At 75.1% G+C, this 19,830-nt stretch carries 19 protein-coding genes; 13 read left to right on the forward strand and 6 right to left on the reverse strand.

Going from position 1 to position 19,830, the window contains the following annotated elements:
• Positions 1–122: 122 nt before the first annotated feature.
• The 3 genes from cmk to der all read left to right on the forward strand — a co-directional run bounded on the left by cmk (position 123) and on the right by der (position 3,081).
• The gene (cmk, locus tag ACN20G_RS21815) at positions 123–854 is read left to right on the forward strand and encodes a (d)CMP kinase (protein ID WP_424214491.1); all 732 of its coding nucleotides are present in this window, start codon (positions 123–125) and stop codon (positions 852–854) included.
• A gap of 65 nt (positions 855–919) precedes the next feature.
• The gene (locus tag ACN20G_RS21820) at positions 920–1,507 is read left to right on the forward strand and encodes a lysophospholipid acyltransferase family protein (protein WP_424215629.1); all 588 of its coding nucleotides are present in this window, start codon (positions 920–922) and stop codon (positions 1,505–1,507) included.
• 116 nt (positions 1,508–1,623) lie between these two features.
• A complete protein-coding gene (gene der / locus ACN20G_RS21825) occupies positions 1,624–3,081 on the forward strand; it encodes a ribosome biogenesis GTPase Der (protein WP_424214492.1) in 1,458 nt (485 codons plus the stop codon).
• A gap of 79 nt (positions 3,082–3,160) precedes the next feature.
• Here the strand turns inward: der and ACN20G_RS21830 are convergent, their stop codons facing one another.
• Positions 3,161–3,946, reverse strand: a complete 786-nt coding sequence (locus ACN20G_RS21830) for a hypothetical protein (RefSeq protein ID WP_424214493.1) — start codon at positions 3,944–3,946, stop codon at positions 3,161–3,163.
• Between the two features lie 364 nt (positions 3,947–4,310).
• Entirely contained in the window at positions 4,311–5,078 is a 768-nt protein-coding gene (locus ACN20G_RS21835; protein ID WP_424214494.1) for a hypothetical protein, read from the reverse strand.
• A 409-nt stretch (positions 5,079–5,487) separates the two neighbouring features.
• On the opposite strand from ACN20G_RS21835, the gene ACN20G_RS21840 reads away from it, so the two are divergent.
• Together ACN20G_RS21840 and ACN20G_RS21845 are read left to right on the forward strand one after the other, a co-directional pair.
• Positions 5,488–6,102, forward strand: coding sequence for a transglycosylase family protein (locus ACN20G_RS21840; protein WP_424214495.1), 615 nt, complete (start codon positions 5,488–5,490; stop codon positions 6,100–6,102).
• A gap of 44 nt (positions 6,103–6,146) precedes the next feature.
• Positions 6,147–7,160, forward strand: coding sequence for a helix-turn-helix transcriptional regulator (locus tag ACN20G_RS21845; protein WP_424214496.1), 1,014 nt, complete (start codon positions 6,147–6,149; stop codon positions 7,158–7,160).
• Positions 7,161–7,500: 340 nt separating this feature from the next.
• Here the strand turns inward: ACN20G_RS21845 and ACN20G_RS21850 are convergent, their stop codons facing one another.
• On the reverse strand, positions 7,501–8,541 hold the full coding sequence (locus ACN20G_RS21850; protein WP_424214497.1) for a phosphatase PAP2 family protein: 1,041 nt from the start codon (positions 8,539–8,541) through the stop codon (positions 7,501–7,503).
• A 250-nt stretch (positions 8,542–8,791) separates the two neighbouring features.
• On the reverse strand, positions 8,792–9,925 hold the full coding sequence (locus ACN20G_RS21855; protein WP_424214498.1) for a hypothetical protein: 1,134 nt from the start codon (positions 9,923–9,925) through the stop codon (positions 8,792–8,794).
• A 277-nt stretch (positions 9,926–10,202) separates the two neighbouring features.
• On the opposite strand from ACN20G_RS21855, the gene ACN20G_RS21860 reads away from it, so the two are divergent.
• On the forward strand, positions 10,203–12,050 hold the full coding sequence (locus ACN20G_RS21860) for an MFS transporter (protein WP_424214499.1): 1,848 nt from the start codon (positions 10,203–10,205) through the stop codon (positions 12,048–12,050).
• Between the two features lie 145 nt (positions 12,051–12,195).
• Positions 12,196–13,365, forward strand: a complete 1,170-nt coding sequence (locus ACN20G_RS21865; protein WP_424214500.1) for an acyl-CoA dehydrogenase family protein — start codon at positions 12,196–12,198, stop codon at positions 13,363–13,365.
• A gap of 28 nt (positions 13,366–13,393) precedes the next feature.
• Here ACN20G_RS21865 and ACN20G_RS21870 read toward each other — a convergent pair whose 3' ends face one another.
• The gene (locus tag ACN20G_RS21870; protein WP_424214501.1) at positions 13,394–13,840 is read right to left on the reverse strand and encodes a cell division protein SepF; all 447 of its coding nucleotides are present in this window, start codon (positions 13,838–13,840) and stop codon (positions 13,394–13,396) included.
• A gap of 286 nt (positions 13,841–14,126) precedes the next feature.
• Here ACN20G_RS21870 and ACN20G_RS21875 point away from each other — a divergent pair, with 286 nt between their 5' ends.
• The 5 genes from ACN20G_RS21875 to ACN20G_RS21895 all read left to right on the forward strand — a co-directional run bounded on the left by ACN20G_RS21875 (position 14,127) and on the right by ACN20G_RS21895 (position 18,510).
• Entirely contained in the window at positions 14,127–15,407 is a 1,281-nt protein-coding gene (locus tag ACN20G_RS21875) for a DUF5685 family protein (protein ID WP_424214502.1), read from the forward strand.
• A gap of 34 nt (positions 15,408–15,441) precedes the next feature.
• Positions 15,442–16,074 (forward strand): DinB family protein, encoded by a 633-nt coding sequence (locus ACN20G_RS21880; RefSeq protein WP_424214503.1) that lies wholly within the window; start codon positions 15,442–15,444, stop codon positions 16,072–16,074.
• 99 nt (positions 16,075–16,173) lie between these two features.
• On the forward strand, positions 16,174–17,004 hold the full coding sequence (locus ACN20G_RS21885; RefSeq protein WP_424214504.1) for a DUF1684 domain-containing protein: 831 nt from the start codon (positions 16,174–16,176) through the stop codon (positions 17,002–17,004).
• Positions 17,001–17,894, forward strand: coding sequence for a S1 family peptidase (locus tag ACN20G_RS21890; RefSeq protein ID WP_424214505.1), 894 nt, complete (start codon positions 17,001–17,003; stop codon positions 17,892–17,894). The genes ACN20G_RS21885 and ACN20G_RS21890 overlap by 4 nt, the downstream gene beginning before the upstream one ends.
• Positions 17,895–18,030: 136 nt before the next feature.
• The gene (locus tag ACN20G_RS21895) at positions 18,031–18,510 is read left to right on the forward strand and encodes a hypothetical protein (RefSeq protein ID WP_424214506.1); all 480 of its coding nucleotides are present in this window, start codon (positions 18,031–18,033) and stop codon (positions 18,508–18,510) included.
• Between the two features lie 16 nt (positions 18,511–18,526).
• Here ACN20G_RS21895 and ACN20G_RS21900 read toward each other — a convergent pair whose 3' ends face one another.
• Positions 18,527–19,453: a DUF4231 domain-containing protein gene (locus ACN20G_RS21900; protein WP_424214507.1), complete on the reverse strand. Its 927-nt coding sequence runs from the start codon at positions 19,451–19,453 to the stop codon at positions 18,527–18,529.
• Positions 19,454–19,629: 176 nt separating this feature from the next.
• Here ACN20G_RS21900 and ACN20G_RS21905 point away from each other — a divergent pair, with 176 nt between their 5' ends.
• Positions 19,630–19,812: a hypothetical protein gene (locus ACN20G_RS21905; RefSeq protein ID WP_424214508.1), complete on the forward strand. Its 183-nt coding sequence runs from the start codon at positions 19,630–19,632 to the stop codon at positions 19,810–19,812.
• Positions 19,813–19,830 lie beyond the last annotated feature (18 nt).

The following is a 19,830-nucleotide window of genomic DNA, read 5'->3' on the forward strand; positions in this document are numbered from 1 at the left end:
CTCGGGCGCCAAACCCGGGAGACCGGGGCTCGCCGGGGCCGGTAACCTTGTGTCGGGGGCGTGTGTGGCGCGCCCGGACCACGAACCGCAGCCAGGAACCGATCAGGAAGGTGCTCCCCGCCGTGGAAACCACCGCTCCGTCCGCCGTGACCGTCGCGATCGACGGACCCTCGGGCACGGGCAAGTCCAGCACCTCGAAGGCCGTCGCCGCCAAGCTCGGCCTGCGCTACCTGGACACCGGCGCCCAGTACCGGGCGATCACCTGGTGGATGATCACCAACGGGATCGACCTGACCGACCCCCAGGCCATCGCCGTGGCCGCCGCCAAGCCCGTGATCGTCTCCGGCACCGACCCGGCCGCCCCCACCATCACGGTGGACGGGGTCGACGCCGCCGGCCCGATCCGCACCACCGAGGTCACCTCCAAGGTCAGCGCCGTCAGCGCCGTCCCCGAGGTCCGCACCCGGATCACCGCCCTCCAGCGTGAGATCGCCGCCGAGGCCGCGACCGAGGCCGCCGGGATCGTCGTCGAGGGCCGCGACATCGGCACCACCGTGCTCCCCGACGCCGACCTCAAGGTCTTCCTCACCGCCTCCGCCGAGGCCCGCGCCGCCCGCCGCAGCGGAGAGCTCGGCACCAAGGCCGCGGCCGAGGTCGCCGCGACCAAGGAAGCCCTGATCAAGCGGGACGCCGCCGACTCCGGCCGCGCCACCTCCCCGCTGGCCAAGGCCGCCGACGCCGTCGAGGTCGACACCACCGACCTCACCCTGGACCAGGTCATCGAGTGCGTGGTCACCCTGGTGGAGGCCCGCCGCGCCGGCGAGCCCGCCCCCGAGGTGGGTGCCCCCGCGTGACCGACCAGACCCCGCCGCCCTCCCTCGCGGGAGCGGCGGTCGGCCGACGCATCGGCATCGGCCTCATGTACGGCTTCTGGAACCCGAGGGTGCTGGGCGCCTGGAAGGTGCCCACGACCGGCCCGCTGATCATGGCCGTCAACCACGCGCACAACCTCGACGGCCCCATGCTCATGGGCACCGCGCCCCGGCCCGTCCACTTCCTGATCAAGAAGGAAGCCTTCGTCGGCCCCCTCGGCCCGTTCCTCACCCGGATCGGGCAGGTCAAGGTGGATCGTTCCGGCACCGACCGGACCGCCGTCACGAACGCGCTCGGCGTGCTGGAACGCGGCGGGGTCCTCGGGATCTTCCCCGAGGGCACCCGGGGCGAGGGCGACTTCGCCTCCCTGCGCGCGGGCCTGGCCTACTTCGCGGTGCGCACCGGCGCCCCCGTCGTGCCCGTGGCCGTCCTCGGCAGCGCGGAACGGCGCGGCCGGCTCGTCAAGGGCCTGCCACCGCTGCGCGGCCGGGTCGACGTGGTCTTCGGAGACGCCTTCGAGGCCGGCGACGGCACCGGACGCCGCACCCGCACCGCCCTGGACGCCGCCACCCACCGGATCCAGGACCGATTGACGGCCCACCTGGCCGACGCCAAGCGCCGCACCGGCCGCTGAGCGAGACTTGATCCGAGGCCCCCACGGCCCCGGCTCGACGACAGACCCCAGTAGTGCCGGCGGGACGCACACGCCCCACCGGCACCGATCACCACGAACGACGAGGAACGGACTTCATGAACGACCAGCACGACCACGGAGCGCTCGGCGACACCGAGTACGCGGAGTTCATGGAGCTCGCCGCGGGAGAAGGCTTCGACATCGAGGACGTCGAGGGCGCCATCGAGGAGGCGGGCGGCGGCCCGCTGCCCGTGCTCGCCGTCGTCGGCCGCCCCAACGTGGGCAAGTCGACCCTCGTCAACCGGATCATCGGCCGCCGCGAGGCCGTCGTCGAGGACAAGCCCGGCGTCACCCGCGACCGCGTGAACTACGACGCCGAATGGGCGGGCCGCCGCTTCCGGGTCGTCGACACCGGCGGCTGGGAGCAGGACGTCCTCGGCATCGACGCCTCCGTCGCCAGCCAGGCCGAGTACGCGATCGAGACCGCCGACGCCGTGGTCTTCGTCGTGGACGCCAAGGTCGGCGCCACCGACACCGACGAGGCCGTCGTCCGCCTGCTGCGCCGCGCCGGCAAGCCCGTCGTGCTGTGCGCCAACAAGGTCGACGGCCAGAGCGGCGAGGCCGACGCGACCGCCCTGTGGTCCCTGGGCCTGGGCGAGCCGTGGCCCGTCTCCTCCCTGCACGGCCGCGGCACCGGCGACCTCCTCGACGAGATCCTCAAGGTCCTCCCCGAGGCCCCCGAGCAGACCTTCGGCGCCGGTGCCCTCGGCGGTCCCCGCCGCATCGCGCTGGTCGGCCGCCCGAACGTCGGCAAGTCCTCCCTCCTGAACAAGGTGGCCAAGGAGGACCGGGTCGTCGTCAACGAGCTGGCCGGCACCACCCGCGACCCGGTCGACGAGCTGATCCAGCTCGGCGGCACCACCTGGAAGTTCATCGACACCGCCGGCATCCGCAAGCGGGTCCACCTCCAGCAGGGCGCCGACTACTACGCCTCGCTCCGCACGGCGGCCGCCGTGGAGAAGGCCGAGGTCGCCGTCATCCTGATCGACTCCTCGGAGCAGATCAGCGTGCAGGACCAGCGGATCATCACGATGGTCGTCGAGGCCGGTCGCGCCGTGGTCATCGCGTTCAACAAGTGGGACACCCTCGACGAGGAGCGTCGCTACTACCTGGAGCGCGAGATCGAGACCGAGATGCAGCAGGTCTCCTGGGCGCCCCGCGTGAACGTCTCGGCGCTCACCGGCCGCCACATGGAGAAGCTGGTCCCGGCGATCGAGACGGCCATCGCCGGCTGGGAGACCCGCGTCCCCACCGGCCGCCTGAACGCCTTCCTCGGCGAGATCGTGGCCGCGCACCCGCACCCGATCCGCGGCGGAAAGCAGCCCCGCATCCTCTTCGGCACCCAGGCCGGCACCAAGCCGCCCCGGTTCGTGCTCTTCGCCTCCGGCTTCCTGGAGCACGGCTACCGCCGCTTCGTCGAGCGTCGTCTGCGCGAGGAGTTCGGCTTCGAGGGCACCCCGATCCACATCTCGGTGCGGGTCCGCGAGAAGCGCGGGGCCAACAAGAAGAAGTGACCGCCGGCCGCGCAGCGGCAAGCGGCGGCAGGACGGGCGCCGGTGACCCCCAGGGGGTGGCCGGCGCCCGTCGGCGTTCCTACCAGCCCCGGCGCGGGGCCGGCGGCAGCGCGGCCGGCACGGCGTACATCGGCTGGGCGGGCCGCCCGCCCGGGTACCCGGGCGGCGGGGCGCCCCACCCGGGGGCGACGGGCTGGGGCGGCAACTGTCCGGCGCCCACCGGCACGGGCATCGGCATCGGCGCGGGCATCGGCATGGGGGCGACAGGGGGGAGCGGCCCGGTTCCCGGCCCCGGGCCGGGTCCCTGCGGCGCCGGGTAGCCGAGCGGGGCCTGCGGCATCGGCATCATCCCGGGGCCCTGCATCGGCACCTGCATCGGGGCCTGCATCGGGACCTGCGCGGGTGCCTGCATCGGGGGCTGGACGGGCGCGGGCATCGGCGCGGCCATCTGCGGCGGGGGCGGCGGCGGGGGCGTCCAGCCGCCCGGGGGCAGCGCGGGCGGCAGCGCCGGCGGCCCGGACTGCCAGGGCCCGCCCGGCTGCCACCCGTAGTCCGTCCACCCGCCGCCGAACCCGCCCCGCCCGCCGTACGGATCCACCCGCGCGCCCCCCGTGAACCCCCGGAACCCCAGGTCCTCCTCGCCGGTGCGGTCGCCGGGCAGGGCGCGGAAGGAGTGCAGGTACTCGGCGTACAGGGCGTCGAAGATCGGGGTGGGCGAGGCGGGCACCACCGGCGCGGACCCGGGGGCGGCCGCGGGAGCGCCGGCCGCGGACCATCCGGAGTAGGAGGCCCCCGGGGCGCCGGAGGGGGCCGGGACGGTGCCGGCGAGACCGTGGGAACCCTCCCGGCCGTACGCGGGGCGCATCGGCGGGATCTGGGGCGAGGGTGACGGGCCGCGTGTGGGTTCGTATGGGTGCACGTATCCGACAACGAAACCGGCCCGGCCCCGGATGCGGCCGCCCGTGCAAAAACGCAGATCGCCGGGGGTGCGCGGGACGGACCGCGCACCCCCGGCGGGCACACCGTCCGGCCCCGCCGCGCGGGATGCGCGCGAGGGCGGGGCCGGACGGGGAACGGCGCGCGGACCCCCGGAGGAAGGGGTGCGACGTCGCGCCGGAGGGAGGCCGCGGGACGGGGCGAGGGGGCGGGGGGCCGGTCGGACGGGCGCCGACCGGCCCTCCCGGCTCACCGGGTCCCGGAAGCGGACCTCGGGGTCGGGACGGGCCGGCTCAGGTGCCGGCGAGCGGCATGGACGCGGCCACGAGCTTGCCGGCGGCCGCCGCCTTGTCGAGGGCCTCCCGCAGCAGGTCCTCGCGCGGCTGCTGGCCGATGGAGCCGACCGGGGCCGCGTAGATCAGGACCCGCTTGGTCTTGTTCACGGCGGCCCGCCAGCCCTCGGTCACCGACAGCGCCTGGTGCGCCTGCCACCAGGCGATCGAGCCGGGCTGGAGCACGGAGTGCAGCTGACCGGCGGCGACCAGCACCGACCAGCCCTCCAGCGGGGAGGGCAGGGTGGTGGTGTCGGTGACCGGGATGAACCCCTGCTCGATCAGGAGGGGCAGGAAGTCGTCGCCGGGGCCGGTGGTGCCGGGGCGGGCGATCGGCGCGGTCGGCTCGACCACGAGCGCGGGGTGCAGGTCCCCGCCGATCAGCACGAGACCGCTGGTGATGCCGAGCACGGCCTGCGCGGGGGCGGCCGGTTCCTCGTCCTCGTCCCCGGCCTCGCCGGTGATGCTGCGCACCGCGCCCTGGAGCTGCTCCTCGGAGACGGCGACCACCTGGGAGGGGATGCAGGCGGCGTGGGCGAAGGCGAGGACGGCGGTCTCGTCGCCGACGAACAGCACGGTGCTGGTCCGCTCGCGCTCGGGGTCCCCCGGGGTGCGGCAGGAGGTGCAGTCGTAACTGCCCGGCGCGTTCTCGCCGGCGAGCAGCAGGTCGGCTTCTTCGTCGCCGATCTCGGCGCGGACGTCATCGCTGACGTCGAGCATGCGCGGCACGGGGGGACTCCTCTGGCTGGGCGGGGCTGGACGGATGGATCGGGCGCGGTGCGCGGCCGGTCGAGAGGGCCGGCTCGCGGGGCTCAACGTCGAGGGTGGGGGAGGGGTCACGCCGGACGAGGGAACGGAATCGAACCCGACCCCCGATCGGGTGAACGCCGGTTTCGGCTGCTTTCGGATGCGTCAACTCCTGGGCGCAAAAAGGCGATTGGTGATCGGTGCGCGGGGTCGCCGGAGGCCGCCCAGAAGGGCCGTCCGGGTGGGGCGGCGGGGGGCGCGGCGCGGGACGCGGGGAGGGCCGACGGGGGCCGCCTAGCGTGATCCGATGGTTCGCTTCCGGAACCGGTGCGATGCGGCACCGGCAGCAGGGGCCCACCGGCCCGGACACCGCGGCCCCCGTGACGGCTCCTTGACCGGCCCCGTCACGGCGGCCCTCGCCCTCGCCCTCGTCGCCCTGTGCGCGGCCCCGCCGGCCCTGGCCGACGCGGCCCCGCCGGCCGGTCCCGGGCCGACGGCCGCGCGGCGGGTCTGCGGGCCCGACGGGAAGGGCGAATGGCCCTGGGACTGCGTGGCGGACTGCGAGAGCAGCGGACGCTGGGACACCAACACGGGCAACGGCTTCTACGGCGGGCTCCAGTTCTGGCAGCCGACCTGGGAGGAGCACGGCGGGCGGGCCTACGCCCGCCGCGCGGACCTGGCCACCCGAGGTCAACAGATCACGGTGGCCGAGGCGGTCCTCGGCGATCAGGGCTGGGGCGCGTGGCCGGTCTGCTCCGAGCGGTACGGCCTGGCGGGCCGGATGCACGTGGTCCGGGCCGGCGACACCCTCGGCGCGGTCGCGCGCCGGCACGCCGTGGCGGGCGGGTGGCGGGCCCTCTACGAGCTGAACCGCGCCCTCGTCGGCCCCGACCCGAACCGCCTCGCCCTGGGGATGCTCCTCGCCCTGCCCCCGAAACCGGCCACGACCGCGCCGGGGCCCGCGGCGAAGGCCGCCCCCGGTCCGACGCCGAGCCCGGCCCCGTGACCCGAGCGGGTCGGGTGCCCGGGGGCGCTCGGTAGGTTGGGGGGATGTTGGATGCCTCGGCGCGGTTGTTGCGCCTGTTGTCGTTGTTGCAGGCACACCGGGAGTGGAGCGGCTCCGACCTCGCCGAGCGGCTGGGGGTGACGCCCCGGACCGTGCGCCGGGACGTGGACCGCCTGCGGGAGCTGGGCTACCCGGTCAACGCGACCCCCGGGGTCGGCGGCGGGTACCAGCTGGGGGCCGGGGCCGAACTGCCGCCGCTGCTGCTCGACGACGAGGAGGCCGTGGCCGTGGCCGTGGGCTTGCGGACCGCCGCCGGGAACGGGGTCGAGGGGATCGGCGAGGCGTCCGTGCGGGCCCTGGCCAAACTGGAGCAGGTGCTGCCGGGCCGGTTGCGCCGGCGGGTGGCCGCGCTCAACGAGTTCACCGTCTCCGTGCTGCGCGGGCCCGCCCGCTCCACCGTGGACCCGGCGGTGCTGACCGAGCTGGCCTCCGTCTGCCGGGACCACGAGCGGCTGCGGTTCGCCTACCGCGACCACACCGGCAACGCCACCCGACGACTGGTGGAGCCGTTCCGGCTGGTCTGCACCGAGCGGCGGTGGTACCTCGTGGCCTGGGACGTGGACCGGGCCGACTGGCGGACCTTCCGGGTGGACCGGATCGAACCGAGGCCCCCGCACGGCCCCCGCTTCGAGCCCCGGCCCGGCCCCTCCGAGGACCTCGCCGACTACGTGTCCCGGGGCATCTCGCACGGGGTGCACGCGGCCAAGGCGGTGGTGCGGATCGCCGTGCCCCGCGAGGTGGCCGCCTCCTTCATCCGACCCGTGGACGGGACCCTGGAGGACACCGAGGACGGCGGCTGCCTGGTGCGGACCGGGGCCGCCGACCTCGACGGGCTCGTCGTGCGCCTGCTGTTCCTCGGCAGCGCCTTCGAGGTGGTCGAGCCGCCGGAACTGGTGGAGCGGATCCGGGTCATGCGCGACCGGCTCTCCGCCGCGCTGCCCCCGGACGGGCCCCCGAAGGTCGAACGCACCCCTTCCGGAGGGGACTTCCGGGCCTGAGCGGGGGGATTTCCGACCCCCGCGAGGGCGGCCTTCCGGGACGCCCGGAGCGAGGGCCCGCGCGGAATCGCGATTTTCCCGGACGGTTCACCGGAGGTCGGCGCATTTTGCCCGCGGACCCCGTCCGGGGGTTTTCCGGCCGGGGCGTGTCGGGGGTGACGGGGATTGTGCCGACGGGCCCGTCCCCGCTTTCACGATGCCGGTTCGAGTGAAGCCCCGTCGTGAAACGCCCGTCGAGAATTCGTGACCCAAGCGTGACCCGGGCCCCCGCGTGGCGGGCCCGGACGCGCGAACGCCCCGGCCGGTCGGCCGGGGCGTTCGGAGGTCGTCGCGGACGGGGTCAGGCCCCGGGCACGGGGCGGGCGCCGCCGGCCCGCGGACCGCGATCGGCGTGCGGCGGACGCCGGCTGCCGGTCGGGTTGGCGGGGGTCCGTTCGGAGCGGATCAGATGCCGGGCCGGGGCGCCGTGCCCGACCGCGCGGCCCGCGCCGGCGGGGCGGGGAACCGGGGCGCCGGCCGGGTGCTCCTCCTCGCCGGCGGCGCGGGCCAGGACCACGCGCGCGGCGACGGGGGCCGGGACCGGAGCGGGCACGGGGCCGGGCGCGCCGTCGGGAACCGGGGAACGGCGGCCGAGCACCGTGTCGCGCAGCGCCAGGATCCACTCCTCGGCCCGGGCGATCAACGGCTCGCACCAGGGCAGCGCCAGCAGGATCAACAGCCCCGCCGCCCAGCCCAGCAGGACGTCGCTCACCCAGTGGGTGCCCAGGTAGACGGTGGTGGCGCCGACGCTGAGGGAGACCACGGCGGAGGCCACCGAGAGGTTCCGGCGCGTACGCGCCGTGGACGCCAGGTAGGCGAGGATCCCCCAGGTCACGACCGCGTTCGCGGTGTGCCCGGACGGGAATATATCGCCGCCGGCCCAGAGCTCGGCCGAGCCGATCCGGGTCGCGTAGTGCGGGCCGAGCCGGCCCAGGCCCAGCTTGACCGCGCCCACCGTGACGTTCAGCAGCAGCAGCGCCGCGCCGAGGGTCAACAGCGGACGGATCGTGTGCTGTCGCCAGGAACGCCAGCCCAGCCACGCCATGATCATGACCGCGGTCGGACCGCGCTGCCCCAACACCACCAGGTAGTCGAGGAACGCGTGGAGCTGCGGCCACTGCTGGTAGGGCCGGAAGAGCATGATCTGCCAGTCGAGCCGCACCAGCCACGAGGTGGTCAGCACGGCGACGACGATGGTCAGGTAGAACACGAGCGTGAACGCGAAGAGCACGACACGATGCCGGCTCATCTGCGGCGGACGCAGATGAGCCGGTCTCTCGGGTTCCCGGTCCAGGCGGGCGAAGAGCCGCTCCGAACGCGTGGGGATTGGGCCGGTACGCACTCAATCGACGTTACCGCCCGGCGACGGGGCGTCCGGTCCGTACGCGGGGTTTGTGATGACCATGTGATGTGGGTTCGGTCTCGTTCGGGTCTCGTTTACCCGCCCGTCGATCCGCGCCCTCGCAGGGAATTCGCGGGCGGCGGAGAATTCCCGCGCACCATTGCGCGGGCCCGACCGGCCGGCATTTCCTTTGCGTTTCCATGGGCGGGAATTTTCCCTTCCGCGCCCCTTCCCGACCCCTCCCCGCCGCTCACGGGGGACCCGAGCCCATCAGCCAGAACGCCCCGTACCCGGCCGCCACCACCGTCAGCGCCACCGGCACCCCCACCGCCCACCCGCGACGGGCCCGGGCCAGCGCCAGGGCCGGCGGCAACACCAGCGGGAACGCCGGCAGCAGCAACCGGGGCTTGGAGCCGAAGTACCCCGAAGCGCACAGCGCCAGAGCCACCACGATCCCCGCGAACAGCACCAACGGCGCCGGCAGCCGCGAGCGCGCGCACCAGACCAGACCGGCCACCACCAGGGCCACGCCCAACGCCAACCCCACCGCCCCGACCGCCCCCGCCGGCCCCGAACCCGCCAGCCGGACCAGGAAGCGCGCGAAGGCCGCCCCGCCGTCGAACCCGTTGCCCCACCCGCCCTGCACGTCGAGGTAGCCGAACAGCCCGCCCCCCGTGCGCGCCCCCACCCACAGCACGTACCCGGCCGCGCCCGCCGGCGCGAGCAGCAGCCCCGCCGCCGTGCGCCACGAGCCCCGGCCCGCCCGCCACGCGAGCAGCCCGGCCAGCCACACCCCGGCCACCACGGCCGCCCCCACCGGCCGGGTCAGCCCCGCCCCGGCCGCCAAGAGCCCCGCCCACAGCCAGTGCCCGCGCAGCGCCCCGTACAGGGACCACACCGCGAGCGCCGTGAACAGGGCCTCGCTGTACGCCATCGACTGCACGATCCCCACCGGCAGCGCCGCCCACAGCGCCGCCGCGAGCACCCCGGCCCGCGCGCCCGTGCCCCGTCCCCACAGGTGCTCGCACAGCGCGTACAGCCCGATCGCCGCCGCGCACCCCGCGACCGCCGAGACCACCAGCCCGGCGTCCCCGTACCCGAGCCCCGTGACGGCCGCCACACCCCGCTCCAGCCACGGCAGCAGCGGGAAGAACGCCAGGTCCGCGTGGACGTCGCCGTTCGGCAGCGCCACCTGGTACCCGTACCCGTCCGCCGCGATCCGCGCGTACCAGAGCGAGTCCCAGCGGGCCGCGAGCCGGGTGTGCGCGTCCTCGCCCACCACCCGCCCCCACACCGCGAGCGTCGCCAGCACGGTCAGTCGGACCGCCGCGAACGCGGCCAGGGCGGGCGCGGCCCGCCGCACCACAAGATCTCTCACGGGCATGATTATCCGGCGGCCGACAGGTCCCGAGCGGCCACCCGGCCGGGGCCGACGGGCGCGCGCGGAGGGCCGGCGGGGAGGGAGTGGCACACGCCACAGGCCGGTGTCGGGCGGGGTGAGAGCTTGGCCACGTGACCTCCGGGCGAACTCGCGTACGCTGACTGTTCACTCGCGTGTCGATGCCGGACCCCGCCCGCGGGCGCCCCGCCGCAGCGTCGCGACCGACCCTTCGCGGCGTCGCCGGTCCGCCGAGTGCGCGGGATATCCAGGAGGTACATGCATGTCAGGGCAGCACACGGCCGGAGACGGTCGGGCCCCTCTCCCCTGGCAGCGGCGGCGGACCGGGCGGTCCCTCGCGCTCCGGGCCGAGGACTCCGGGGCCAACCGCTGGGTGATCCTCGCGGTGCTGTGCGTGAGCCTGATCCTCGTGGCCCTCGACGCCACGATCCTGCACGTGGCCGTGCCGGCCGTGACCGAGGACCTGCGGCCCGGCTCCATCGAGCTGCTGTGGATCGTGGACGCCTACCCGCTGGTCTGCGCCTCCCTCCTGATCCTCTTCGGCACCCTCGGCGACCGCGTCGGCCGCCGCCGGATCCTGCTGCTCGGCTACGCCCTGTTCGGGATCTCCTCGGTGGTGGCGGCCTTCGCCGGCGACGCCCAGGTGCTCATCGCGGCCCGCGCCCTGCTCGGCGTCGGCGGGGCGATGATCATGCCCGCGACCCTGTCGATCCTGCGGCAGGTCTTCCCCGACCGGCGCGAGCGGGCCCTGGCCATCGGCATCTGGACGGCGGTGGCCGCGATCGGCGCGGCCGGCGGACCGGTGCTCGGCGGGTTCCTCGTCCAGCACTTCTGGTGGGGCTCGGTCTTCATCGTCAACATCCCGCTGATGGCCGTGCTGCTGCCGCTGGGCATGCGACTGCTGCCCGAATCGCGCGGCGCGCACGACGGCCCCTGGGACGTGGTCGGCGCGCTGATGGCGGCGGCCGGCGTGCTCGGCGCGGTGCTCGGCGTGAAACGGGCCGGCGCGGAGCAGACCTTCCTCGACCCGCGCGCCCTGGTGCCGCTGCTGCTCGGACTGGGCCTGCTCGTGCTCTTCACGCGCCGGCAACGGCGCCGCGAGCACCCGCTGATCGACATGCGGATGTTCTCGCGGGCCACGTTCACCAGCTCCGTGGGCTGCATCGTGCTCGCCATGCTGGCCCTGGTCGGGCTGGAGCTGATCGCCGTCCAGTACCTCCAGCTGGTGCTCCGACTGAGCCCGCTGGAGACCGGGCTGCGCCTGCTGCCGCTCACCTTCGCCGCGATGGCGGCCGGCGCCACCGGCTCCTGGACCCTGCAACGGGTCGGCCCCCGACGCATGGTCTCGCTCGGCTTCGTGCTCACCGCCGGCGCCGTGCTGCTGCTCACGCTGATGGGCACCGAGGACCGGTTCACGCTGCTGACCGTCGGCTTCGTGCTGCTCGGCTTCGGCCTCCAGACCACCCTCTTCGCCGCCTACGAGTCCATGCTCAGCGAGGCCCCCGCCGAGACCGCCGGCGGGGCCGCCGCGATCGGCGAGACCTCCTATCAGCTCGGCGCCGGCATGGGCATCGCCCTGCTCGGCTCCGTGATGAACGCCGCCTACGCCCCCGGCCTGACCGACCTGTCCGGGGTGCCCGCCGAGGCCGCCGCCGGGGCCCGCAACTCGCTGGGCGAGGCATACCAGATCGCGGACGAGCTGGGCGGGAAGGCGGGCGGGATCCTGCACGACGCGGCCCGCGACTCCTTCGTGCACGGCCTGCACGTCACCCTCACCGTCAGCGCCGGCCTGCTGCTGCTCGGCGCCCTGATCGCGCTGCGCCTGCCCCGGATCGCCGAGGCCGCGAACGGCGGCGACGAACTCGCCGAGCCGGCCCCGATCCAGACCCCCGCCCCCGTCGAACGCGCGGCCCTGCCCGTCCCGCCGGCCCGGTCGTCCGGAGCGCACGCCGGCCCCGCCGGTCGCCCGGCGGGCGCGGCCCCCGGAGCCGTGGCCCCGCAGCCCGGCGGCCCCGGCGGACCCACCGGTCCCGGCACGACCGGCGGCCCCGGACCGGCCGCGCGGCGCCCGGGCGGCCCCAGGGCCGGGTCTGGACGCGCGCACCCCTGAGCCCTAGGGTCGGGCTCGCGGACCGACGCCCACCCCCGCCCACCGGCCCCTTCGCCCCGCGAAGAGCCCCGGGCGGTCGGCGGGCGGGCCGGGCCGCGCACGTCAGGATCGTCACCGTCGCCGGTTCGGCCGCCCGGGAGGCCCCGTGTCCTTCGTCCCCACCGACCCCCTCGGCATCGACGAGCTCCTCGAACCCGAGGACCTCGCGATCCGGGACACCGTGCGCGCCTGGGCCGCCGACCGGGTGCTGCCGCACATCGCGGACTGGTACGAGGCCGGGGAACTGCCCGGGATCCGCGAGCTGGCGCGCGAACTGGGCGGCATGGGCGCGCTGGGCATGTCCCTGACCGGCTACGGGTGCGCGGGCGCGAGCGCCGTGCAGTACGGACTGGCCTGCCTGGAGCTGGAGGCCGCCGACTCCGGGATCCGCTCGCTGGTCTCCGTGCAGGGCTCCCTGGCCATGTACGCGATCCACCGCTTCGGCTCCGAGGAACAGAAGACCGCGTGGCTGCCGGCGATGGCGGCGGGCGAGGCCATCGGCTGTTTCGCCCTGACCGAACCCGATCACGGCTCCGACCCGAGCGGGATGCGCACCCACGCCAAGCGCGACGGCACCGACTGGGTCCTCACCGGCCGCAAGATGTGGATCACTAACGGGTCGGTGGCGGACGTCGCCGTGGTCTGGGCGCGGACCGACGAGGGCATCCGCGGCTTCGTGGTCCCCACCGACAGCCCCGGCTTCTCGGCCCCCGAGATCAAGCACAAGTGGTCGCTGCGGGCCTCGGTCACCAGCGAGCTCGTGCTGGACGGGGTACGGCTGCCGGCCGAGGCGGTACTGCCCGGCGCGACCGGGCTGAAAGGCCCGCTGAGCTGCCTCAGCCACGCCCGGTACGGGATCGTGTGGGGGGCCATGGGGGCGGCCCGCGCGAGTTTCGAGGCCGCGTTGGAGTACTCCCGGACCCGCGAGCAGTTCGGCCGGCCCATCGGCGGCTTCCAGCTCACCCAGGCCAAGCTCGCCGACATGGCCGTGGAGCTGCACAAGGGGATCCTGCTCGCCCACCACCTGGGGCGGCGGATGGACGCGGGCGTCCTGCGCCCGGAGCAGGTCAGCTTCGGCAAGCTCAACAACGTCCGCGAGGCGATCGAGATCTGTCGCACGGCGCGGACCGTGCTCGGTGCCAACGGCATCTCGCTGGAATACCCGGTGATGCGGCACGCGACCAACCTGGAGTCCGTGCTCACCTACGAGGGGACGGTCGAGATGCACCAGCTGGTGCTGGGCAAGGCGCTCACCGGGCTCGACGCCTTCCGCTGAGCGGGGGAGTCGACGGCGGGCGCCCCGCTCAGCTCTGGTTGAAGAACCCGTCCCCGGCGCGGGCCTCGGCCTCGCCGGTGACGATCCGGGTGTCGGCCGGGGTCAGCAGGAAGACCCGGGTCGCGACGCGTTCGATGGAGCCGCGCAGGCCGAAGGTGAGGCCGGCGGCGAAGTCCACGACGCGCTTGGCGTCGGAGGGGTCCATCGAGGACAGGTTGACGATGACGGGCACGCCCTCGCGGAACAGCTCGCCGATGCCCCGGGCGTCCCGGAACCCGTCGGGGGTGACGGTGGCGATCCGCCGGCCGCGGTCGGCGGCCGAGTCGGAGGCCACCCGCACGCGGGCGTCGGTCACCCAGGGGTCCCCGGCGGCCTGACCCTGCGGGGCCTCCGCGTACTCGTCGTCGTAGTAGCGCTCGTCGTCACCGTCCTCGACCAGCCCCAACCAGGCACTCGCCTTGCGCACCGAGCCCATGGACGCCTCCTTTCATCGCGGTCTGTCGGTCTGTCATCTCCGCTTCCCCATGTTCGTCCATGATGCTGACAACTCGCCAAGTGGACAGCCTTGGCGCACGGGTTTCGTGACGTGACTGGTGCACAAGGACCGGTGTGGGATAAGGGGCGATACGGGCTGACCGCTGCTGTCTGAGTGAAAATACGACCGCAGCCTCCATTCGAGTGGTGCCCGCGTACGAGCGGGTGAATCGCCGGAGCTCGATACGATGCCCAGGAGACCTGCGCACGACACACGGGGGCGAGAAATGTTCGGAATTGTCAGACCTTGCACGCATCGGTTGGGGGACCGACTGAAAGCCGAGTGGACGGCCCACCTCTGCGGCCTCTGCCTCGCCCTCGGCAAGGACCACGGGACCTTCTCCCGGCTCGTCACCAACTACGACGGCCTGCTCGTCTCCGTCCTGACGGACGCTCAGGCCGGGCCCCGCCCCGGCACCCGACGCACCGCCGGGCCCTGCCCGTTGCGCGGCATGCGCACCGCGACCGTGGCGGAGGGTCAGGGCGCGCGACTGGCCGCCGCCGTCTCCCTCGTCCTGGCCTCCGCCAAGCTCCGCGACCATGTCGCCGACCGCGACGGCCTGTTGGCCCGCGCCCCGATGGCCGCCGCCGCCCGCCGCGTCGCCCGCTCCTGGGACCGGGCCGGCGCCCGCACCGGCGCCTCCCTCGGCTTCGACACCGCCGTCCTCGTGGACGCCGTGGACCGGCAGGGGGACGTGGAGGCGCTGGCCGGGCCCGGCACCCCCGTGCTCGTGGTCACCGAACCCACCGAGACCGCCACCGCCGCCGCCTTCGCCCATACCGCGCATCTGGCCGGTCGGCCAGGCAACGCCGAGGCCCTGGCCGAGGCCGGCCGCCGCTTCGGACGCCTCGCCCACCTCCTCGACGCCGTCGAGGACCAGACCGCCGACGCCGCCGCCGGCGCCTGGAACCCGCTCACCGCCACCGGCACCTCCCGGGAGGAGGCCCGCCGCCTCGCCGACGAGGCATTGCACGAGATACGCGTCTCGCTGAAGCGGGTCGAGTTCACCGACCGGGGCCTGGCCCACCGGCTCCTCGTCCACGAACTGCGCAACTCCGTGGACCGCGCCTTCGGCACCACGAGCTGCGGCCACGGCCCCCAGGCCGCCCACGGCACGGCGGCCCACGGCGCCCCCGCGCCCCCGCCCGCCAACCCCTACGAGGCCGACCCGGCCCGTCCCGTCACCCCCGGCCACAACCCCTTCCGCGACGCCCCCGGCGGCCCCGGGTACCCGCCGCCGCCCGGTGGCGGCGGCGGTGGCGGCGGTGGCGGAGGCGGACGGGGGCCGCGCCCGCCGCGCGGACTGCTCGCCGGCTGCGCCGCGGCCATCGGCCTCTTCTGCACCTGCCAGGTCTGCTGCGCCGAGACCTACGAGGGCCCCTGGTCGCGCCAGGAACGCGAGGGCCTGTGCCACAAGTGCGACTGCGGCGACTGCTGTGACGGCTGCGACTGCTGCGGGGACGACTGCTGCTGCGACGGGTGCGACTGCTGCGATTGCAGCTGCTGACCCCTCGCCCCCGAGACCGACCCCGGAGAACCCCATGACCCTGCCCGCACGCCTGGAACCCCTGTACGCGCAGTACGACCACGCCCTGGGCCGACTGTTGGAGCGCCTCGACGGCGGCCCCTCCGGCGGTTTCGACAGCGGCAACGGCACCCGGATCCCCGTGCCCCCGCTCACCGACGCCGAGCTCCTCTGGGAACCCGTGCCCGGCTGTTGGTCCGTGCGCCGGCACGCCGACGGGCCCGGGGAGCGCGCGAGCCTGCTCACCGGCGCCGGGGAGTGGGGCCGCGACGCCACCCCGCCCCCGCACCCCGCCCCGCCCCCCTTCACCACCCTCGCCTGGCGCCTGGACCACCTCGTCGAGATGCTCACCCTGCGCGCCGACCACACCGTCGGCACCCGCTCCCTGACCCGCGAGGACCACCGCCCCCGGGGCACCGCGAAGGAGGCCGTCGACGCCCTGCGCACGGCCGGCGAGGCATGGCGCGCGGCCCTGCTCGCCGCCGACGACACCGCCCTCGACACCATCGGCCACAGCCGCTACCCCTACGGGAGCGACCCGGAGGATCCCTTCGTCGAGACCGTGTGGTGGGTGAACCAGGAAGTGCTGCACCACGGCGCCGAGATCGCGTTGCTGCGCGATCTGCACCGGGGGCGCGCCGGGTCCTGAGTCCGGGCCGGCCCGGGTGGGTGACGTTCGTGTTTCGTGTTCGGCCTCCGACGGCCCGCGGCGCCCCGACGGCCGAACACACGTGGCACTGTGGCGGGCATGAGCGATCGAGACGACCGCGCCGCCGCCTGGCGCGACTGGCACGACGCCCGCCTCGCGGGCATCACCGCCCCCTACGGCCCCCTGGCCCTCACCGGAACCCACTGGCTCGCCGACCACCCCGACGGTGAACTCCCCGACCTGCCCGGCACCTGGCGGGTGGGGGAGGACGCCGACACCGTCCTGCTGACCGCCTCCGCCGCCGACGGCATCACCCTCGACGGCGCGCCCGTGGACGGCACCGTCACCCTCGGCGTGGACGAGAACGCGGCCGGCGCCCGCGTCGCCCTCGGCGAGCGCCGGGTGGCCGTGCTGCGGCGCGAGGGCGAATGGGCCGTGCGCCCCTTCGACCCCGCCGCCGAGACCCGCGCCGCCTTCCCCGGCGTGGTCGCGGCCCCCTACGACCCGGCCTGGGTGCTCCCCGGCCGCTTCGAGCCCTACGACGACGAGGGCGGGGTGCGCACCGTCCGCGTCGAGAACGCCGACGGCCGCGAGCGCGGCCTCGGCCTCGGCGGGGAGCTCGTCTTCGAGCGCGAGGGAGTCGAGCACCGCCTGAAGGTGGTCGTGGACGGGGCCGACGGCGGGCTGTGGGCCGTGTTCGCCGACGAGAGCTCCGGCGGCGACAGCTACCGCTTCCGCTTCCTGCGCCCCGGCGCCCCCGCCGCCGACGGCTCGATCGACGTGGACCTCAACCGCGTCACCCTCCCGCCGTGCGCCCTCGTGGACCACTTCATCTGCCCCTTCCCGCCGCCGGGCAACACCCTGCCGTTCGCCGTCGACGCCGGGGAGCGCCGGGTCGGCGCCGCCGAGCTCGCGGAGGCCGCCGCGTGAGCCGCGGCGCCTGTACCAAGGGCGTGCTCACGGCCGCCGTCGCCGTGCTCGCCCTGACCGCCGCCGTCCCGCCCCGCGCCACCGCCCACCCGGCGGACGGCGCGGGGCGGGCCGCGCTCCTGGCCGCCGCCGATCGCGCCCTGACCGACGCGGACGTGGCCGGCACCGCCTGGTACCAGGACCCCGACGAGCACGGGACCCCCCACCTCGTGCTCCTCGCCGACCCCCGGGTGCACTCCGACGACCTCGACCGGATCACGGCCGCCGCCGGCCCCGCCGCGGCGGCCCTGCTGCGTCTGGAACGCCTGCCCGCCCCGCTCGTGAAGCTGATCTCCGGCGGCGACCCCATCTGGGCCGGCAACGGCCGCTGCTCGCTGGGGTTCAACGTCCGGGACGCGAACGGCAAGGGCTACGCCCTCACCGCCGGCCACTGCACCGCGATCGGCGGCACCTGGTACACCGACGGCCGGCACACCGTGCCGCTGGGCCCCACCGTCGACTCCCGCTTCCCCGAGGACGACTTCGGCCTGATCGCCCAGGACAACCCGGGCGTGCCCACCCCCGGCACGGTCGGAACGGTGGACGTCACCGGCGCGACCGACCCCGCCCGGGGCATGGCCGTCAGCCGGCGCGGCTCCACCACCGGCACCCACTCCGGACGGATCACCGGGCTGGGCGCGAGCGTCAACTACGGCGGCGGGGACATCGTGCGCGGCCTGATCCGCACCGACGTGTGCGCCGAACCCGGCGACAGCGGGGGCCCGTTGTACTCCGGGACCCTCGCCGTCGGCCTCACCTCCGGCGGCAGCGGCGACTGCCGGGTCGGCGGGACCACCTTCCACCAGCCGGTGCGGGAGGCGCTCGACGCGTACGGGGTCGCGGTGTACTGACCGCGCGCCCCGCGCCGACCCCGCGCCCGCCGTCGCGCACCCTGGACGTTCCGCCCCCATCCGGGAGAATGGCCGGGGTGCGCGGGGTGTCGGGCCGTCGGCCCGGGGCCGACCGGGCCCACGGGGAGGCGGGCGGATGAAGCGGATCGGCGTGACCGGGCACCGGGTCATACCGGAGGGCCTGCTCGATCACGTGCGGGCCCGGCTGTGGGCCGTGCTCGACGGTCACGAGGGGCCGCTGGAGGCCCTGTCCAGCCTCGCCGACGGGGCCGACCAGATCTTCGCCGACCTCGCGCTGGCCCGGGGCGCCGAGCTGACCGCCGTGATCCCCAGCGCCGACTACGCCGAGACCTTCAACGGGCCCCGGGCGCGGGCCCGTTACCAGGCTTTGCTGGACCGGGCCGGGCAGGAGGTGCGACTGCCGTACCCCACCGCGACCGACGCCGCCTACTACGCCGCCGGCGCCTACATCGTGGACGGTTGCGACCGCCTGGTGGCCGTCTGGGACGGCCGGCCCGCGCGCGGCCACGGCGGCACCGCCGAGATCGTGGCCTACGCGCGGGGCCTGGGCAAACCCGTCACCGTGATCTGGGGCGAGGGTTTCGAGCGGCCCTGAGCGCCGTCGGGGCGGCTCAGGCGCTGTGCCGGGCCAGCCAGTCGGTGTGCTGCGGGGACACGTAGCGTTCGGTCTCCCACACCGCCCCCGGCCACTGCTCCTCGGTGATCGTGGTCTGCATCACGACCATCATCGCCGAGAGGTCCTGCTCGATCAGGGTGTGCGCCTCGATCAGCGGCTGGTGCCGGCGCATCTCGCTCCAGGCCGCGCAGGCCACCGCCGCCGTGCCCGCGAGCCCCGCGAGCCGGCCGTCCGTGCCCGCGCCGAAGGCGTCCCACAGGGCCAGGAGCAGGGCGAGGGCGGTGGCCACCCCGACCGCCGAGGACCACACGACGGCGGTGCGACGGGCCCCCGAGGCGCGCCGCCGGTACCAGTCGCGCTGCTCGATCAACCGGTCGCGCACGTAGGTCTCGCGTCGGGTCGCGTGGTCGGCGGCGCGCAACCGCCGCATCGCCCCGGTGATCTCGGCCCCCGTCGGCACCGTGCCCTCGCCCCGGGGGTCCCGCCAGCCCATCTTGCGCAACTCCTCCAACCCCGCCTCCAGTCGGGCGTGGTAGAGCCGCTCGGGCTCGGCGACGGAGGAGTCGAACGGGGCCCCGTGCACGGCGTACCGCCAGGCCACCGATTTCACGAACTCGGCCGCGCTGCGCTGGAGTTGCCACTGCGGGCGGGCCTTGCGCCGGCGGCCCCGGAAGGCCGAGACGAGCACCCCCAGGTAGGCCAGGGCCGCGCACAGGGCGAACACCGAGACCCCGCCGGGCCGGAACACGGCCGTCAACGCGCCCGCGGCCACGCCCAGGGTCAGCAGGAGCAGCCGGGTCCGGCCCGCCAGCCCCGTCTCCCGCTGCCGGGCCACGGCCTCGCGGTCGCTGTGGTGGAACAGGGCGGGTAAGTCCTCCGCGCGCAGGGTGACGGCCGATCCGGTCGGCAAAGGATCTTTCATGAATCCCCCTCGATCGGTCGAATACGGAAGTCGGACCGATCGCTTCCGTATTCGATCAGGTGTCCCGCAACCGCTGAATGGGTGACGTCCTGTTCTGTTGATCTTCGAAATGAATAGAATCCACCCGAGGCGGGAACTTCGTTCCCGCCCGGAGAAGACCCCCTCCACTCGAAGAGATGCCCGAGGACGGTGCAGTGAACACGTCAGCCACCCCCCAGAACGACCCCGATGCCCCGCACCGCACCCTCCTTTCGGAGGTCGACGTCCGGGGGGTCGAGGCCGTCGACGCGCTGAGCCGATTGTTCGCCGAGGAAAAGCGCCGGGGCGCGCGCCCGGCGATCTTCAACTCCGCGCTCTGAAAGCCCTTTCGGAAGCCT

The organism is Streptomyces dryopteridis, assembly GCF_049606955.1.
Classification (GTDB): domain Bacteria; phylum Actinomycetota; class Actinomycetes; order Streptomycetales; family Streptomycetaceae; genus Streptomyces.

Excerpts from the sequence above, each read along its gene's own strand:
- ACN20G_RS21820 (WP_424215629.1), top strand. The coding sequence starts at position 920 with ATGTACGGCTTCTGGAACCCGAGGGTGCTGGGCGCCTGGAAGGTGCCC.
- der (WP_424214492.1), top strand. The coding sequence starts at position 1,624 with ATGAACGACCAGCACGACCACGGAGCGCTCGGCGACACCGAGTACGCG.
- ACN20G_RS21830 (WP_424214493.1), bottom strand. The coding sequence starts at position 3,946 with ATGCGCCCCGCGTACGGCCGGGAGGGTTCCCACGGTCTCGCCGGCACC.
- ACN20G_RS21845 (WP_424214496.1), top strand. The coding sequence starts at position 6,147 with ATGTTGGATGCCTCGGCGCGGTTGTTGCGCCTGTTGTCGTTGTTGCAG.
- ACN20G_RS21855 (WP_424214498.1), bottom strand. The coding sequence starts at position 9,925 with ATGCCCGTGAGAGATCTTGTGGTGCGGCGGGCCGCGCCCGCCCTGGCC.
- ACN20G_RS21860 (WP_424214499.1), top strand. The coding sequence starts at position 10,203 with ATGTCAGGGCAGCACACGGCCGGAGACGGTCGGGCCCCTCTCCCCTGG.
- ACN20G_RS21870 (WP_424214501.1), bottom strand. The coding sequence starts at position 13,840 with ATGGGCTCGGTGCGCAAGGCGAGTGCCTGGTTGGGGCTGGTCGAGGAC.
- ACN20G_RS21875 (WP_424214502.1), top strand. The coding sequence starts at position 14,127 with ATGTTCGGAATTGTCAGACCTTGCACGCATCGGTTGGGGGACCGACTG.
- ACN20G_RS21880 (WP_424214503.1), top strand. The coding sequence starts at position 15,442 with ATGACCCTGCCCGCACGCCTGGAACCCCTGTACGCGCAGTACGACCAC.
- ACN20G_RS21885 (WP_424214504.1), top strand. The coding sequence starts at position 16,174 with ATGAGCGATCGAGACGACCGCGCCGCCGCCTGGCGCGACTGGCACGAC.
- ACN20G_RS21895 (WP_424214506.1), top strand. The coding sequence starts at position 18,031 with ATGAAGCGGATCGGCGTGACCGGGCACCGGGTCATACCGGAGGGCCTG.
- ACN20G_RS21900 (WP_424214507.1), bottom strand. The coding sequence starts at position 19,453 with ATGAAAGATCCTTTGCCGACCGGATCGGCCGTCACCCTGCGCGCGGAG.
- ACN20G_RS21905 (WP_424214508.1), top strand. The coding sequence starts at position 19,630 with ATGCCCGAGGACGGTGCAGTGAACACGTCAGCCACCCCCCAGAACGAC.